This window comes from Occultella aeris (assembly GCF_902703175.1).
In the GTDB taxonomy this organism is placed as follows: Bacteria; Actinomycetota; Actinomycetes; order Actinomycetales; family Beutenbergiaceae; genus Occultella; species Occultella aeris.
Genome location: NZ_CACRYJ010000062.1, coordinates 21,604 through 35,859, shown reverse-complemented (window position 1 = coordinate 35,859; position 14,256 = coordinate 21,604). Strand labels below are relative to the sequence as shown.

The 14,256-nt window shown below is 69.6% G+C and carries 15 protein-coding genes; 9 read left to right on the top strand and 6 right to left on the bottom strand.

What is annotated here, in order from left to right; all coding sequences use genetic code 11:
- Window positions 1-51 precede the first annotated feature (51 nt).
- The 3 genes from HALOF300_RS21970 to HALOF300_RS21960 all read right to left on the bottom strand — a co-directional run bounded on the left by HALOF300_RS21970 (window position 52) and on the right by HALOF300_RS21960 (window position 1,780).
- Window positions 52-354: an SHOCT domain-containing protein gene (locus HALOF300_RS21970; protein WP_156743035.1), complete on the bottom strand. Its 303-nt coding sequence runs from the start codon at window positions 352-354 to the stop codon at window positions 52-54.
- A 51-nt stretch (window positions 355-405) separates the two neighbouring features.
- Window positions 406-849 carry a DUF6325 family protein gene (locus HALOF300_RS21965; protein WP_197522761.1) on the bottom strand — a complete coding sequence of 148 codons (444 nt, stop codon included), beginning with the start codon at window positions 847-849 and terminating at the stop codon, window positions 406-408.
- A gap of 163 nt (window positions 850-1,012) precedes the next feature.
- Entirely contained in the window at window positions 1,013-1,780 is a 768-nt protein-coding gene (locus HALOF300_RS21960; RefSeq protein WP_156743034.1) for a TetR/AcrR family transcriptional regulator C-terminal domain-containing protein, read from the bottom strand.
- A gap of 88 nt (window positions 1,781-1,868) precedes the next feature.
- Between HALOF300_RS21960 and HALOF300_RS21955 the strand changes: the two genes are divergently transcribed.
- Window positions 1,869-2,261: a VOC family protein gene (locus HALOF300_RS21955; RefSeq protein ID WP_156743033.1), complete on the top strand. Its 393-nt coding sequence runs from the start codon at window positions 1,869-1,871 to the stop codon at window positions 2,259-2,261.
- 287 nt (window positions 2,262-2,548) lie between these two features.
- On the opposite strand, the gene HALOF300_RS21950 is transcribed toward HALOF300_RS21955, so the two are convergent.
- Together HALOF300_RS21950 and HALOF300_RS21945 are read right to left on the bottom strand one after the other, a co-directional pair.
- Window positions 2,549-4,909, bottom strand: a complete 2,361-nt coding sequence (locus HALOF300_RS21950; RefSeq protein ID WP_408637001.1) for an arylsulfatase — start codon at window positions 4,907-4,909, stop codon at window positions 2,549-2,551.
- A gap of 87 nt (window positions 4,910-4,996) precedes the next feature.
- A complete protein-coding gene (locus tag HALOF300_RS21945) occupies window positions 4,997-5,494 on the bottom strand; it encodes a DUF1269 domain-containing protein (protein ID WP_156743031.1) in 498 nt (165 codons plus the stop codon).
- A gap of 230 nt (window positions 5,495-5,724) precedes the next feature.
- On the opposite strand from HALOF300_RS21945, the gene HALOF300_RS21940 reads away from it, so the two are divergent.
- Complete coding sequence (locus HALOF300_RS21940; protein WP_156743030.1) at window positions 5,725-5,928, top strand: hypothetical protein; 204 nt, start codon at window positions 5,725-5,727, stop codon at window positions 5,926-5,928.
- A 21-nt stretch (window positions 5,929-5,949) separates the two neighbouring features.
- Here HALOF300_RS21940 and HALOF300_RS21935 read toward each other — a convergent pair whose 3' ends face one another.
- Window positions 5,950-7,245 carry a cation:proton antiporter gene (locus tag HALOF300_RS21935; RefSeq protein ID WP_156743029.1) on the bottom strand — a complete coding sequence of 432 codons (1,296 nt, stop codon included), beginning with the start codon at window positions 7,243-7,245 and terminating at the stop codon, window positions 5,950-5,952.
- 227 nt (window positions 7,246-7,472) lie between these two features.
- On the opposite strand from HALOF300_RS21935, the gene HALOF300_RS21930 reads away from it, so the two are divergent.
- The 7 genes from HALOF300_RS21930 to HALOF300_RS21900 all read left to right on the top strand — a co-directional run bounded on the left by HALOF300_RS21930 (window position 7,473) and on the right by HALOF300_RS21900 (window position 14,053).
- Entirely contained in the window at window positions 7,473-8,249 is a 777-nt protein-coding gene (locus tag HALOF300_RS21930) for a CYTH domain-containing protein (RefSeq protein WP_156743028.1), read from the top strand.
- A 114-nt stretch (window positions 8,250-8,363) separates the two neighbouring features.
- Window positions 8,364-8,879, top strand: a complete 516-nt coding sequence (locus tag HALOF300_RS21925; RefSeq protein ID WP_197522760.1) for a DUF6069 family protein — start codon at window positions 8,364-8,366, stop codon at window positions 8,877-8,879.
- A 53-nt stretch (window positions 8,880-8,932) separates the two neighbouring features.
- The gene (locus HALOF300_RS21920) at window positions 8,933-10,174 is read left to right on the top strand and encodes a PucR family transcriptional regulator (protein WP_156743027.1); all 1,242 of its coding nucleotides are present in this window, start codon (window positions 8,933-8,935) and stop codon (window positions 10,172-10,174) included.
- A 78-nt stretch (window positions 10,175-10,252) separates the two neighbouring features.
- Entirely contained in the window at window positions 10,253-11,194 is a 942-nt protein-coding gene (locus tag HALOF300_RS21915) for an ACP S-malonyltransferase (RefSeq protein ID WP_156743026.1), read from the top strand.
- Window positions 11,195-11,297: 103 nt separating this feature from the next.
- A complete protein-coding gene (locus tag HALOF300_RS21910; protein WP_156743025.1) occupies window positions 11,298-12,353 on the top strand; it encodes a beta-ketoacyl-ACP synthase III in 1,056 nt (351 codons plus the stop codon).
- A gap of 117 nt (window positions 12,354-12,470) precedes the next feature.
- Window positions 12,471-12,719 (top strand): acyl carrier protein, encoded by a 249-nt coding sequence (locus tag HALOF300_RS21905; protein WP_154794631.1) that lies wholly within the window; start codon window positions 12,471-12,473, stop codon window positions 12,717-12,719.
- 89 nt (window positions 12,720-12,808) lie between these two features.
- On the top strand, window positions 12,809-14,053 hold the full coding sequence (locus tag HALOF300_RS21900; RefSeq protein ID WP_156743024.1) for a beta-ketoacyl-[acyl-carrier-protein] synthase family protein: 1,245 nt from the start codon (window positions 12,809-12,811) through the stop codon (window positions 14,051-14,053).
- Window positions 14,054-14,256 lie beyond the last annotated feature (203 nt).

The window sequence follows — 14,256 nt, the reverse complement described above, 5'->3', positions numbered from 1 at the left end:
CCGCGCCAGGGCTGCCATGGGACGCTCGCGTCGCCGGGGACTCCCGACTCCTCAGCCGGCCAGGATGCGAGCCTTCTGGGCCTCGAACTCGGCGTCGGAGAGCACGCCCTGCTCCTTCAGCGCGCCGAGATCCTTCAGCTGAGCGAGCTTCTCGTCCATGCCGATGCTCGGCGCGGGAGCGGCAGGCGCAGGGGGCGGGGGCGCGGCGTAGACAGGCTCCTGCGGCGGAGGTGCCTGCGCCGCCTGTTGTTCCTGCCATCTGCCGGCCTGGCGGTGGGCGACGCGACCGGAGACGGCGGTCGCGGTGCCGGCGATCGCGGCGGTGCGGGCCATGGTGCGGAGCAGTCGTGGCATTGTGGGTTCCCTTCCGATGGACTCAGGTTGGATGGTCGGACCGGGCTCTGGTCAGGCGTCCGCTTCGGTCTCGTCGAGCGACTCCAGGAACTCGTGCAACGGGATCCGGCCGTTGGAGACCAACTGCCCGCCGGAGGCTCGGACGGCGGCGGCGAACGGAACTGCCCACAGGTTCTCGTAGATCAGGACTGCTGCGGAACTGCCCGGCTCGATGACCCCGCCGACATCGTCGAGGTCGTCCTCCCCGATCAGCCCGGTCGAGGCACCTTCGAAGACGGCAAGGTCGAGCTCGCCGTCGCCGTCAAGGTCGGAGATGGTCAGCATCGTGACCTCACCATCGGCTTCCTTGCGAACGAACAGCAGGTCGATGATCCTGATCAGCCCGCCGTCCACGAGGTCGAGCAGCCGCGGAAAGACATCACCGCGGAATTGGTTGCCCGGGAACTCCAGAACGAGGTAGTCGATGGGGCCGATCTCATCGAGAGATTCGGTCATGGCACGTCCTCCGTGTCCGATCCGTGGGGGTGCCGGCCGTGCCACCATGACTTCGGCAGCATGATGCGGCACCGAGGGCCCTGCGCCCACCGGTCAGCATGCTCGCCGATCCGGCCGGAGCGCCTCACCCAACCAGGGTGAAAGCGCCCGATCGAGGTCCGGCTCAGGCATCGATGAGGTCCGCGAGACCTGCCAGGAGCCGGTCCAGGCCGAAACCGAAGGCGGCATCCGGGTCGTATGCGGCACCGTGGGCCGCGCCCGCCGCCTCGCCGATCCGGACCGCTCGAGGGTATCGGGCCGGGTCGAGCACGCTCGCGAGCAGGGGGCCGTTGGCGGCCCACCACTGTGCATCCGTGACGCCGGAGTCACGGCGCGCCGTTTCGACCGCGCGTTCGGCGAGTGCCTGCTGCTGGGTGAAGCCGAGCAGGAAGGTCAGCGCGGCGTCGACGTCGACGTCGGACAGGCCGGTGCCGTCGAACGCGGCCAGCTCGTATTCGTACTTGGCCATCTGGCCGGGCCCGAGCGGCGGTCGGGACAGTGCCACGACCTCCACCAGCCATGGGTGCGCCCGGAGCAGGTCCCGGTTCGCCTCGGCCACGGCCGTGACCCTGCGGCGCCACCGCCGGCGCCCCCAGGCCGGGCGCGGCATGGTCAGGTAGAGATGATCGACCATGAGGTCGGTCAGTTCCGACATCCCGGGCACGTGGGTGTACAGGGACATCGGTGCCATGCCGACGGCAGCCGCCACGGCTCGCACGCTCAGTGCCGCCGCCCCATCGGCGTCCGCGAGCGCGACCGCGGCCAGGATCACCTCGTCGAGCGTGTGGGCGGGAGATGGTCCGCGACGGCGCGGGACCGGCGATTCCTGTCCGCGCCAGAGCAGGGCGAGGGTCCGGTCGCGACCGACCACCTCGGATTCGTCGTCGCCCATGGGAATGATTCTTGCATCACGATCGTTGTGCAGCGTACGGTGTAACTACCTCGTACACCGTACGCTGTTATTGCCTCGAAGGAGACCCATGCACATCACTGAGTCATCACTGTCGCTCAATGTCCCGGACGTCGAGGCCTCAGCCGCCTGGGTCCGCGACCACCTGGGCTTCACCCAGGCCATGGCGGCGGACGGGTTCGTCTCGCTGACGCATCCCGAGGCGGGCATGGCCCTGATCTACCTGCGCGTGGGCCTGCCGACGTTCAAGCCTGCTTCGGCTGCCGGAACGGCCGACGGACTGCTCGTCGTCTTCACAGTGGACGCGATCGACGCCGAGTACGAGCGGCTGCGCGGCGAGGGCGTCGAGATCGCCACCGAGATCGAGACCGAGCCGTGGGGCGAGCGCTACTTCCAGATGAGGGACCCGAACGGCGTCATCTACCAGCTCGTGCAGTGGGTGGCGGCACCAGACCCGCAATGACTTCCGGCGCAATCGGTCCCAGGAGCCTCACCCACCCGGGATGAGGTCCCTGGGACTGGACCTCCCTAGCATTCCGGATCATGGCCGCACCCTGGTCCTGGCGGGCTCGGTTCCGCACCAGGTCCTACCCCTGGCCTGCGCTCTGCTGGGCGTCCTTCTCGCCATGGGCACGCGCCACGCGGTCTTCGACCGGCACGGTCCTTGGGCCGGAGGTGACCGCCGCGACGAACCTGAGGGTCGCGTCGCTGGTGGCCGTCGGCACAGGAAGGAGGCAGGCTCGCCATGAGCTACTGCTTCATCATGGCGACCGCGACCTTGTGCTCGTCGTCGATGAGGTGCGAGTGATCATCCTCACCTAGGTCGATCTGCACCCAGTCCAGATCGCCGGTGAACTCGTTGCCCGTGGCGGTGTAGTCGGACGAGACCGGCGAAGCCAGATCGACGCCCACATCGACCGTCTCGTCGAACGTGAACTGGAACGGGATCGTCCTCTCCACGCGACCCTCACCGATCTGGCGGGCATCGGCGAACAGGGTGACCGTGCCACCCTTGGCGAGACCGCCTCCGTCGTAAGCGAAGTGCACCCGGATCTCAGTGGTCCCTGCGGGCACGGGTGCCTCGGAGCGGATGGTGTCGGTGTGGATGCCCAGAAGGTTGTAGGCGAACGCGAGTCTGCCGTTGACGCCGTAGAACGACCAGCCACCGTACGCGCCGCCCTGAGCGATGACCACGCCGTTGGTGCCCTCTGCGGGTATGACGACCTTGGCCGTGACGGTGAACGACTTGTTCTTGATGTTGATCGCCGAGTTCTCTCCGAGCCGTCGCATGCCGCGGTAGAGCTTCTGACTCTGCGCGGTGATCAGTGCTGGGCGGCCTGCGAGATCGGAGTTGAAGCGCTCAGCTGTGCGGATATCGAGCGGCAGCACGTTGAAACGGGCCGCCTGGATGAGGAACAGTTGCTGCAGGTGCGCCAACCTCTCGGGTTCCAGTGCAGCGAGATCGTTGGATTGGGTCCAATCCTCCTCGACGTTGTACAACTCCCAGATATCTTCGTCGAGGCCGTGGCTGGAGCCGAGCCACGGGTCCTTGTGCTTGGCGACCGCCGTCCAGCCCCTGTGGAAGATCGCCCTGTTGCCGACCATCTCGAAGTACTGCGTGGTGTGGCGCTCGTCGGCATCGGCGTCGGCGAAGGTGTAGTTCATCGGCGTGCCCTCGTAGGGTCGCTGTGTCACACCGTTGACGGTGCTGGGCTCCGGGATGCCGGCCGCCTCAAGCACGGTCGGTGCGACGTCGATCACGTGACTGAACTGGTTGCGGATCCCGCCCTTCTGAACACCACCGTTCGGCCAGCTCACGATCGTGCCGTTTCGAGTGCCGCCCCAGTGGCTTGCGACCTGCTTGGTCCACTGGTAAGGCGTGTCCATCGCGTGTGCCCAACCCACCGCGTAGTGGTTGTACGAACTCGGGGTGCCGAGGTCGGCGATGTGCGCGGCGACGTATTCCTCAGTCTCGATCTCGTTCATGTGGTTGATCGTGAAGCCCTCGTTGGTGGTGCCATGCATCGAGCCCTCGGCCGAGGCGCCGTTGTCACCGATGATCACGTAGATGAGCGTGTCGTCGAGGATGCCGAGCTCGTCGTAGGCGTCAAGGAGTTTGCCCACGTAGTGGTCGGTGTAGGCGAGGAATCCCGCGTACACCTCCATCTGACGCGCGAGGGCCGGCTTGATGACGTCGCTCATCTCATCCCAGGAGGGGATACCGGGGCTGCGTTCGGTGAGGACCGCATCTGCCGGGATGACACCGAGTTCGATCTGGCGGGCGAACGTCTCCTTGCGGACCTCGTCCCAGCCCTGGTCGAACTGGCCCTTGTACTGGTCGGCCCACTCAGTGGGAACGTGGTGCGGTGCGTGTGTGGCGCCGGGGGCGAAGTAGGTGAAGAAGGGCTTGTCCGGGGCGAGCGACTTCTGCTGGCGCGTCCAGTCGATGGCCTTGTCGGTCATGTCGGCCATGAAGTGGTATCCCTGGTCCGGCGTGCCCCACGCTTCGACGGGCGAGGTGTTCTCGTAGATCGCGGGGTACCACTGGTTGGTCTCTCCGCCGAGGAATCCGTAGAAGTACTCGAAGCCACCACCCGGGTGCGGCCAGTGGTCGAACGGGCCGACTGCGCTGGCCTCCCAGACAGGCACCTCGTGGCACTTGCCGAATTGGGCTGTGTTGTAACCGTTGAGCTTGAGGGTCTCGGCCAGCGGCGCACAATTGTTGGGGCGCACGCTGCTGTAGCCGGGTGCGCTGGTGGCAATCTCGGTGATCCCTCCCATGCCGACCGTGTGGTGGTTCCGGCCGGAGAGCAGCGCGGCACGCGTGGGCGAGCACAACGCTGTCGTGTGGAACCGGGTGTACTTGAGCCCTTGGTCGGCGACACGTTCGAAGTTGGGCGTCTGGACCGGGCCACCGAACGCGCTCGAGGCCCCGAATCCGGTGTCGTCGATGAGCACGACGAGCACGTTCGGCGCACCTGCGGGCGGTCGAACAGGAGTGATCGGCGGGAAGGACGTGTCCGGGTCGGTCGCGTCGTAGGTGACCGTGCCCGTGTAGGCGAGGTCGGGGATCGGCAATGCCGTGCGCTGCACCTGCTGAGAGTCCACCATCATGTGCTCCTGGTCCGTCCCGACCCACCTCTGAGCCGGGGCACCTCCGGTTCCGGATTCGGAGCCGGTCATCGTCGAGGCTTGGCCTCAGGCGTCCTCGCCGAACGCCTCCCGCAGCTGCGCCTCCTGCTCGTTCGAGAGGTTGGTCTGCACGAGCGTCCCGTGCAGGCCCTGGGCCTGCAGGCTCTCGTGGACCTTGTCGACGACGGCGTTCGCGGACATCAGGAAGAGTGCGGACGTACCCGGGACCACCTGTTCCCGTACGGAGTTGATGAAGTCGTCATCGATGCCGACGTCCGTCAGGGACCCGGTCACCGCACCGATCCCGGCGCCGACGGCCGCACCCAGGAACGGCACGAAGAAGATCAGTCCGAACAGCATGCCCCAGAACGCCCCTCCCATCGCGGCGATGCCGGTGGTGCTGGTGCCCTGCCTCGTCTTCGGCCGCTTCTTGCCTGTCTCCCACGACACGGTCGCCGTGTCGGCGATCGTGAGCAGGCCCTGCTTGGCCAGTGCCTCCAGCGCGACCGCGGTGCGCTGCGCACCGTCGGCTGTGTCGAACTTCCACACGCTCAGGGTTGCCATCCGACCTCTCCTCAAACTGTCAGATCCGCCGTCGGCTCCGGTCGTCCGTGGCGGTACATCGACCTCATCCTCGGTGGACCCTCGGAGAGTGGGCATCACCCACCGGGGATGACTGGGTCGGCGTGGGCGTCGACGATGGGCGCCCGCGTTCGTCCGATTCGTATGAGGTGATCGGGTCTCCGACGGCGGATGCTGGCACGAGCAGCATCGTTCGGCGCCGAGGAGGAGCCATGCGCTACGACATCCGGGTGCGCGGCAGCGTCCGGGAGGAGGTCGTGGCCGGCCTCGGTGACGTGACCGCCGTCGAATCGGGTATGGACACGGTCCTGCGCTGCCGCGTTCCCGATGTCGCCGCCCTAGCCGGGCTTCTTCGTGCCCTGGCCCAGGCCGGCTTGGTGATCCGGGAGTTGCGCAAGGTCGACCCCGGCTCGTGAGGGCCGTTCGGGGCCCGCGGATCAGGTGTGCAGGTCCAGGCGCCGTCGTGGGGCCGGGGCGACCTCGACCAGTTCGGGAGAGGTGGCGGGCCGCCCAGCCGCCCACCTCCCGTAGCGAACGGCGAGCGGTGCCGCGCTGACCCCGTGCGCGAGGATCGAGCCAAGCACCGTGACGGCCGCGACGTCGAGCAGGTGGTCCGAGAGCGCCGAGGCACCAAGCGACTCCAGCGCGATGAGGGCGAAGATGACGGTCGCGAGTCCGCGCGGACCGAACCAACCGACGAACGCGATCGTCGGGACCGACCATCCGCGGCCCACCATGGCGATCGCGACCGGGAGCATCCGGACCACGGTCAGCGCGCCCACCGCGATCAGCACGGTTCCGACCGTGGCCCGTGCCAGGGCGGGACCGACCATCGCGGCACCGAACGCGAGCCAGACCACGTACGAGGCCAGCAGGCCGGACGTCTCCGTGTATTCCAGGTCCGCTCCAGCCTCCTGAGAACCCAACGCCGCGGCCAGGACCATGCCACCGACGAAGGCGGCGACGAAGCCGTTCGCAGCCACAGCCGTCGCCCCGAGATAGCTCAGCAACGCCAGCGCGAACGCGGCCACCTGCTCGGACAGCGGGGACGTCCAACCGCGGCGCCGGCACGAGCGCAGCGCCATGCCTCCCCCACCGCCGACCACCACCCCGACCACGACCCCGATCGTCAGCGACCACAGCGCGCGCACCTCCCAGCTCTCCTCTCCGAGGAGTCCGGCCTGGGCGGCGACCGCCGCGATCAGAACCGTCACCACCGGCGTCGCCAGACCGTCGTTTAGTCCGCTCTCCACGTTCAGCAGGCGGCGCACCCGGGCCGGCACCCGGACATCGCTGACGACGGCGGCACCGAGTGCGGCATCGGTGGGTGCCAGCAGCGCCGCGATCAGCGCCGCGACGGCCCATCCCGACGAGGGGAACACCGCGAACGCCAGCAACGTCCCGGCGACGATGGTGAGTGGCAGCCCGATGAACAGGAGCCGGCCCACCGGTCGCGGATCACCGCCGACCTCCCGCAGTCGTAGACGGGCCGCGTCCGAGAAGAGCAGCAGCGCCAGGGTGATCTCGGCGACGGAGAGCAACCACGGTGCGTGCGGGTCCACCGGCACGATCCCGGTACCGGACTCGCCGAGCGCCACACCGATCGCGACGAACACCATCGCCGCCGTGACGCCGAGACGCTCGAGTCGGCGCGCCAGGATCGCATAGACGAGCACCGATCCTCCGAGGAGGAGCGGGATCGCGATGTCCGCGACGTCCTGGCTCCAGCCCATCGCTCCTCCGTGGCCCCGGTGCCGATCCGGATCCTCGCACCGTAGGCCCGCCCCCGCCACAGGTCGTCACCCAGTCCGCGTGAGGTCGGCACCCTCATCCAGATCATGCACCCTGGGTGAGGCCCGGTTGCCACGGTGGGCGTTGGATGGCACTGTCACGTCGCCCGCGCCCGACGTGATGGGCTGCCGGCCCGTCCGTCGGCGCGTGGAAGGGTAGGGCAGAAGAGATGAACACGGAGAGCCAGCGGCTCCTGAGCGAGGATCTGGTCAAGGTCCTCGACCTGGTGAAGGACGCGGACAGCATCGAGTTGAAGCTGACGCTGCCGGGATCGTCCTACCGGCAGTCGGCGGCCGCCCTCGGCGTGGATCCGCTCGAGGCGCAGATCCGCCAGGTCTTCTTCTTCGACACACCAGACCTCAGGCTCAATCAGGTGGGGGTGGTCGCACGAGCACGACGGATCCAGGGGCGTGGAGACGACTCCGTGATCAAGCTCCGTCCGGTGGTGCCCTCGGAACTGCCCGACGACGTGCGCGCGTCCGAGAACCTCGGGGTCGAGGTGGACGTGATGCCCGGCGGCTACGTCTGCTCCGCGTCGATGAAGCATGCACTCACCGCGCCGCGGGTACGGCAGGCCGTGGTGGGCGAGGTGCCGCTGCACAAGGTGTTCTCGAAAGAGCAGCGGGCCTTCCTCGCCGCGCACGCCCCGGACGGCCTGACGATCGACGATCTGTCCGTCCTCGGCCCGATCTTCGTGCTGAAGCTCAAACTGCGTCCGGACGCGTTCTCGCGCCGCCTGGTGGTCGAGGTCTGGCTGTATCCGGACGGTGCGCGCGTCTTCGAGCTCTCGACGAAGTGCCTGCCCGGCGAAGGTGTGATGGTCGGTATGGAGGTCCGGAAATTCCTGGAGAGCAAGGGCATCCCGCTCAGCGGCGCCCAGCAGACGAAGACGAAGACGGCGCTGGAGTTCTTCTCCGCAGAGCTGCTCGCAAGCGGCCCCGAATGAACCCGCCGCTTTGGCGACGACCGGCCCTCATCCGGGTCGAGTGACCCGGCCGAGCGTCGAAGTCGCGATGCTGGTTGTGGACCGCCGCGCGGCATCGAACCGGAGGAACCTGCCATGACCCAGCAGAACGCGACCCCACCGACCCACCCACCCATCGACGCGGGCAGACTCTGGGCCGGAGGAGCCGCCACCGCGCTCGTCGCGGCGCTCATCGCGGTCGCCGGGATCGTGATCTGTCGCGGGGTGTTCGGGATCGCCATCCTCGCACCGGAGGGCGACGGGGCCTGGGGGAATGCGAGCACCTTCTGGTACGCCGGCGCGGCCGCACTCGCGGCGCTGCTCGCCACGGCGCTGATGCATGTGCTGATCCTGACCACCCCGCAGCCGCAGCGGTTCTTCGGCTGGGTCATCGGCCTCGCCACGGTGATCGCGGTGGTGATGCCCTTCGTCCCCGACGCCGGGCTCGATGCGAAGATCGCGACCGCGGCGATCAACGCCATCATCGGGATCGCGATCGGTTCACTCGTCCCGTCGGTGGCGCGCAGCGCGATGGCGATGGCGCTGCGCCCGCCGGGCGGATTGCCTCCGACCGGCGGACCGCCGACCCGTGGCATGCCGCCGACCCGCTGATCCGCGGCCCGTCGTTTGTGGGCTTTCCACAATCCGGGCCGTATCCTCACCTCATGAACAGCGCGGCATCCGAGCGAGGCAAGGCGACTCGCGAACCGGCGCAAGCACGGACCGGGAGTGACGCCGCCGACGCTGAGCGACCGGCCACGCAGGAGATGGTCCGCCGGCTGCGGCACGGAACCGATCTCCTCACCGCCGCCGCCATGCGCCGCCTGGACGACGAGCTGCCCTGGTACCGGGCCCTGCCGGCCGAGGACCGCTCCTGGATCGGCCTCGTGGCCCAGTCCGGGATCGCGAACTTCATCGCCTGGTACGAGAATCCCGAGCACGGCTCCTACAACGCGGCCGAGATCTTCCGGGCCGCGCCCCCGGAGCTGACCCGGTCGATCTCCCTGCAGCACACGCTCCAGCTCGTGCGGATCGTCGTGGAGATCGTCGAGGAGAACACCGAGCAGTTGGCGGCGCCCGGCCAGCACTCCAAACTGCGTGAGTCGGTGCTGCTGTACTCACGCGAGGTGGCGTTCTCGGCCGCCGAGGTCTACGCCCGTGCGGCCGAGACCCGCGGCGCGTGGGACGCGCGCCTGGAGGCCCTGGTGGTGGACTCGCTGCTGCGCGGCGACGGCGACGACTCGCTGCACTCGCGCGTGGCGGCACTGGGTTGGGCGGGCCGCGGGAACACGCTCGTGATGGTCGGCACCACCGAGGGGGAGCTCGACGACGTGGGCACCGCGGAACTGCGCCGGGCGGCACGGCGCACGGCCCAGGACGCGCTCGTCGGCATCCAGGGAAGCCGGCTGATCGTGGTCCTCGGGGGCACCGGGAACCTGCGCCAGCAGGCCGAGGAACTGCTGGCCCGGTTCGGCCCGGGACCGGTGGTCATCGGCCCCCAGGTGCGCGAGCTGGCCGACGCCGGCCGGTCCGCCCGAGCGGCCCTGTCCGCGCTGCAGGCGGTGCCGGCCTGGCCGTCCGCACCGCGCCCGGTCCTGGCCGACGAGCTGCTCCCCGAGCGCATGCTGCTCGGTGACCCGGATGCGCACCGGACGCTGCTCGCGGATGTCTACGGCCCGCTCCTCGGGGTGGGCGGACCGCTCCTGGAGACCCTCTCGGTGTACCTGAACGAGGGTCGCTCGCTCGAGGCCACGGCGCGGCTGCTGTACGTGCACCCGAACACCGTGCGCTACCGGCTCAAGCGGATCGCGACGATCACCGGCTGGGATCCGGCGCACGCCCGGGAGGGCTTCGTACTCCAGATCGCGATCGCCGTCGGACGCCTCGCCGAAACCGTGCCATTGTAGGAATCGCACAATCCCCCCGACGGAGCTTCGTGCGATCCGTCGCCCGCACCGGCAGGAACGCACAGGAAGAGTGGAACGGTGATCGCAGTCCTCAGCCCTGGTCAGGGCGCCCAGTCCCCCGGCATGCTCGCCCCATGGCTCGAGCTCGACGGTATCGCCGGCTCGTTGTCCGACGAACTCGATGGTTACGCCGACGCGATCGGGCTGGACCTGCGCACACTGGGCACGACGGCTGACGCGGACACCATCAAGGACACCGCCGTCGCCCAACCCCTGATCGTGGCGACCTCGCTGCTCGCGCTCAGTGCGCTACAGGCCCGCACGGGTGACGTCACCGGCTGGGCGAGTGCTACCGCCGGGCACTCCGTCGGCGAGTACGCCGCCGTCGCCGCCGCGGGGGTCCTGCCTGCCACCGACGCGCTCCGCCTGGTCGCCGTGCGCGGCGCCGCTATGGCGCAGGCCGCCGCCGCCGAAGCCACCGGGATGTCCGCCGTCGTCGGCGGCGACCCGGACGAGGTGCTGGCTGCACTCGCCACCCATGACCTGGTCGCCGCGAACGTCAACGGTGGCGGGCAGATCGTCGCGGCCGGTGCACTGTCCGGGCTCGCCGCCCTCGCCGACGATCCCCCGGCGAAGGCCCGTGTGATCCCACTCGCCGTCGCCGGCGCCTTCCACACCAAGTACATGGCACCGGCCGTCGATGCAGTCGCCACGGCCGCGGCCGCGCTCACCCCGGCCGACCCCCGGCTGACCCTGCTCTCGAACGCCGACGGCGCCGCCGTCGCCTCGGGGGCAGACGCCCTGGCCGCGCTGGTCCGGCAGATCTCCTCGCCGGTGCGTTGGGACCTCTGCCAGAACACCCTCCTCGAATCCGGAGTGCAAGCGGTCATCGAACTCGCTCCCGGCGGGGTCCTGACCGGTCTCGCCCGCCGGACCATGCGCGGTGTCGAGACCCTCGCGCTGAAGTCGCCCGCCGACCTCGACGCGGCCGCAGACCTGATCGCCCGCCACCGCGGATGACCGGCCGACGCACCATGTGCCGGCCGCGACCCAGCCGCGACGCGCCTGCCGGGCCGGACCGGCCCGCACGCGCCCGGACCACCCGACCCACCCAGGAGCCACGATGACCAAGCCGACCCTCGCGCAGCCCACACCCGTCCTCGGCTCCCGCATCCTCGCCGTCGGGGGTTCGCGTGGCAGCGAACTCGTCCCGAACGACGACATCGTCGGCCCGATCAACTCCTCGGACGAGTGGATCCAGCAGCGCACGGGCATCAAGACCCGGGCCCGGGCCGCGAAGGGCGTGACGGTCAAGGATCTCGCCGTCGACGCCGCGCAGGACGCGCTCGCCAAGGCGGGCCTGACCGGGACGGACCTGGACGCGGTGCTGGTCTCCACGGTGACCCACTTCGAGCAGACGCCGTCGCTGGCCACCATCGTCACCGACGCCATCGGAGCCACCCCGGCGCCGGCGTATGACGTCTCCGCCGCCTGCGCGGGCTACTGCTACGGGATCGCCCAGGCAGACGCGCTGGTGCGGGCCGGGACGGCCGAGAACGTGCTCGTCATCGGCGTCGAGAAGATGAGCGACTTCATCGACCCGACCGACCGCACCATCTCATTCCTCCTAGGTGACGGGGCGGGCGCCGCGATCGTCGGCCGCTCGGACACGCCCGGGATCGGGCCGACCGTGTGGGGCAGCGACGGCTCGCAGGCCTCCGTGATCTACCAGACCCACTCCTGGCTGGACTACCGCCGCGAGGAGCTCGGTGAGCCGGTCCCGGAGACCCCGGAGACCGCCGAGGAGGTCTCCCAGATGACCACCCCGACGCTGCGCCAGCTCGGGCCCACCGTGTTCAAGTGGGTGATCTCCTCGATGCCGAACATCGCCCGACGCGCCGTGGATGCCGCCGGGCTGCAGCTCGAGGACATCGACGTGTTCATCCCGCATCAGGCGAACATGAGGATCACCGACCAGCTGCTGAAGCTGATCAAGTTCCGCGAGGACATCGTGGTCGGTCGCGACATCGCCGACACCGGCAACACCTCCGCGGCGTCGATCCCGCTGGCCACCGAACGCCTGCTCCGCGAGGGGCAGGCGAAGAGCGGCGACATCGCGCTGCAGATCGGCTTCGGCGCCGGGCTCGCCTACGCCGCGCAGGTCGTGGTCCTACCCTGAGACCTGCTCGGGCCGCCCGAACCTCCTCCGGCCGCCCAGCGCGCCGCGGTGGCACCGTCACCACGGCGTCGGGGACACTGTTCCCACCCCGAATGAAACCCTGAGAATGGAGCAAGCATGGCGCACAGCGAAGAGGACATCCTGGCCGGTCTGGCCGAGATCGTGAACGACGAGACGGGCCTGCCCACCGACGCCGTCCAGAAGGACAAGTCGTTCACCGATGACCTCGACATCGACTCGCTGTCGATGATGACGATCGTCACCCTGGCCGAGGAGAAGTTCGAGGTCCGCATCCCCGACGAAGAGGTGAAGAACCTCAACACCGTTGGTGACGCCGTGAGCTTCATCGCCCAGGCCCAGGCCTGAGCCTCGTCCCGACCCCGGTTGCCGCCGGGCGTGCGTGATCCGCACGCCCGGCGCGGCCACCCCCTGCTTCACAGTCTTGGAGTACGCAGATGAGCGATCAACCGAACGTAGTTGTGACCGGCCTCGGAACGACCTCACCGCTCGGTGGTGACGTCCCCACGACCTGGGCCGCCGCCCTCGCCGGCAAGTCCGGCGTGCGTACCCTCGAACACGACTGGGTGAGCCAGTACGAGCTGCCCGTGACGTTCGCCGGCCAGCTGGCCGTACCAGCCGAGGACGTCCTGTCCCGGCCCGAGACCCGCCGGATGGACCCCAGCGCGCAGTTCGCGATGATCGCGGCGCGCGAGGCCTGGGCGGACGCCGGGTCCCCCGAACTGCCGGGTGAGCGGATCGGCGCCGTGATCGCCTCCGGCATCGGCGGGGTGATCACGCTCGTCAACGCCTGGGACACGATCAGGGACCAGGGCGTGCGGCGGGTCCTCCCGCTGACCGTCCCGATGCTGATGCCGAACTCCCCCGCCGCCTACGTCTCCATCGAGGTCGGTGCCAAGGCGGGCGCCCACACGCCCGTCTCCGCGTGTGCCTCCGGCGCCGAGGCCATCGGCTACGGCCTGGAGATGATCCGCACCGGCCGCGCGGACGTGGTCGTGGCCGGCGGCACCGAGGCCGCCATCCACCCGCTGCCGATCGCGTCGTTCGCGAAGATGCAGGCGCTGTCCACCCGCAACGACGATCCGGCCGGCGCCTCGCGCCCCTACGACGTCAACCGGGACGGGTTCGTGCTCGGCGAGGGAGCCGGCGTCCTCGTGCTCGAGCGTGAGGACCACGCCATCGCCCGCGGCGCCCGGATCTACGCCCGCGTGGCCGGGCTCGGGATCACGTCCGACGCGTACGCCGTCGCGCCCCCCGACCCCACCGGCGCCGGTCAGGAGCGGGCCTTCCGGCTCGCCCTGGAGAACGCCGGGGTGCGCGCCTCCGACGTGGTGCACGTCAACGCGCACGCGACGTCCACCCCCGCCGGTGACGGCGTGGAGGCCGCGGCGATGCGCCGCGCACTCGGCGACGACGCGGACCACGTGGCGATCTCGGCGACGAAGTCCATGACCGGGCACCTGCTCGGTGGCGCCGGCGCACTGGAGTCGATCTTCACGATCATGGCGATCGTGGACCGGCAGGCGCCGCCCACGATCAACGTCTCCGACCCCGAGCCGGACCTGCCGATCGACTTGGTCCGGGACGTGCCGCGTCCGCTGCGTGACGGCGACATCGCCGCCGTCAACAACGGCTTCGGCTTCGGCGGCCACAACGCCACCCTGGTGTTCACGAGCGCCTGACGGGCGCCTTCCCCGCAGGGCGCCCACCCTCGTACCTGTCCCGCTGGATTCGTACCCGCGCCCGAGCTCCCCTGACCTGAAGTGTGGGTCCGCCCGCGCACAACCCGCACCTCGCGTCAGTGGAACAGATGCCTTCGTAGGTGCTATCTCAGCGCGATGGGTGCGATCTCAACGTCAAGGGGTGGGGTCGGTGCTGGCGCGGG

Excerpts from the sequence above, each read along its gene's own strand:
- HALOF300_RS21935 (WP_156743029.1), bottom strand. The coding sequence starts at position 7,245 with ATGGGCTGGAGCCAGGACGTCGCGGACATCGCGATCCCGCTCCTCCTC.
- HALOF300_RS21925 (WP_197522760.1), top strand. The coding sequence starts at position 8,364 with ATGACCCAGCAGAACGCGACCCCACCGACCCACCCACCCATCGACGCG.
- HALOF300_RS21950 (WP_408637001.1), bottom strand. The coding sequence starts at position 4,909 with ATGGTGGACTCTCAGCAGGTGCAGCGCACGGCATTGCCGATCCCCGAC.
- HALOF300_RS21920 (WP_156743027.1), top strand. The coding sequence starts at position 8,933 with ATGAACAGCGCGGCATCCGAGCGAGGCAAGGCGACTCGCGAACCGGCG.
- HALOF300_RS21955 (WP_156743033.1), top strand. The coding sequence starts at position 1,869 with ATGCACATCACTGAGTCATCACTGTCGCTCAATGTCCCGGACGTCGAG.
- HALOF300_RS21965 (WP_197522761.1), bottom strand. The coding sequence starts at position 849 with ATGACCGAATCTCTCGATGAGATCGGCCCCATCGACTACCTCGTTCTG.
- HALOF300_RS21930 (WP_156743028.1), top strand. The coding sequence starts at position 7,473 with ATGAACACGGAGAGCCAGCGGCTCCTGAGCGAGGATCTGGTCAAGGTC.
- HALOF300_RS21910 (WP_156743025.1), top strand. The coding sequence starts at position 11,298 with ATGACCAAGCCGACCCTCGCGCAGCCCACACCCGTCCTCGGCTCCCGC.
- HALOF300_RS21960 (WP_156743034.1), bottom strand. The coding sequence starts at position 1,780 with ATGGGCGACGACGAATCCGAGGTGGTCGGTCGCGACCGGACCCTCGCC.
- HALOF300_RS21940 (WP_156743030.1), top strand. The coding sequence starts at position 5,725 with ATGCGCTACGACATCCGGGTGCGCGGCAGCGTCCGGGAGGAGGTCGTG.
- HALOF300_RS21945 (WP_156743031.1), bottom strand. The coding sequence starts at position 5,494 with ATGGCAACCCTGAGCGTGTGGAAGTTCGACACAGCCGACGGTGCGCAG.
- HALOF300_RS21905 (WP_154794631.1), top strand. The coding sequence starts at position 12,471 with ATGGCGCACAGCGAAGAGGACATCCTGGCCGGTCTGGCCGAGATCGTG.
- HALOF300_RS21970 (WP_156743035.1), bottom strand. The coding sequence starts at position 354 with ATGCCACGACTGCTCCGCACCATGGCCCGCACCGCCGCGATCGCCGGC.
- HALOF300_RS21900 (WP_156743024.1), top strand. The coding sequence starts at position 12,809 with ATGAGCGATCAACCGAACGTAGTTGTGACCGGCCTCGGAACGACCTCA.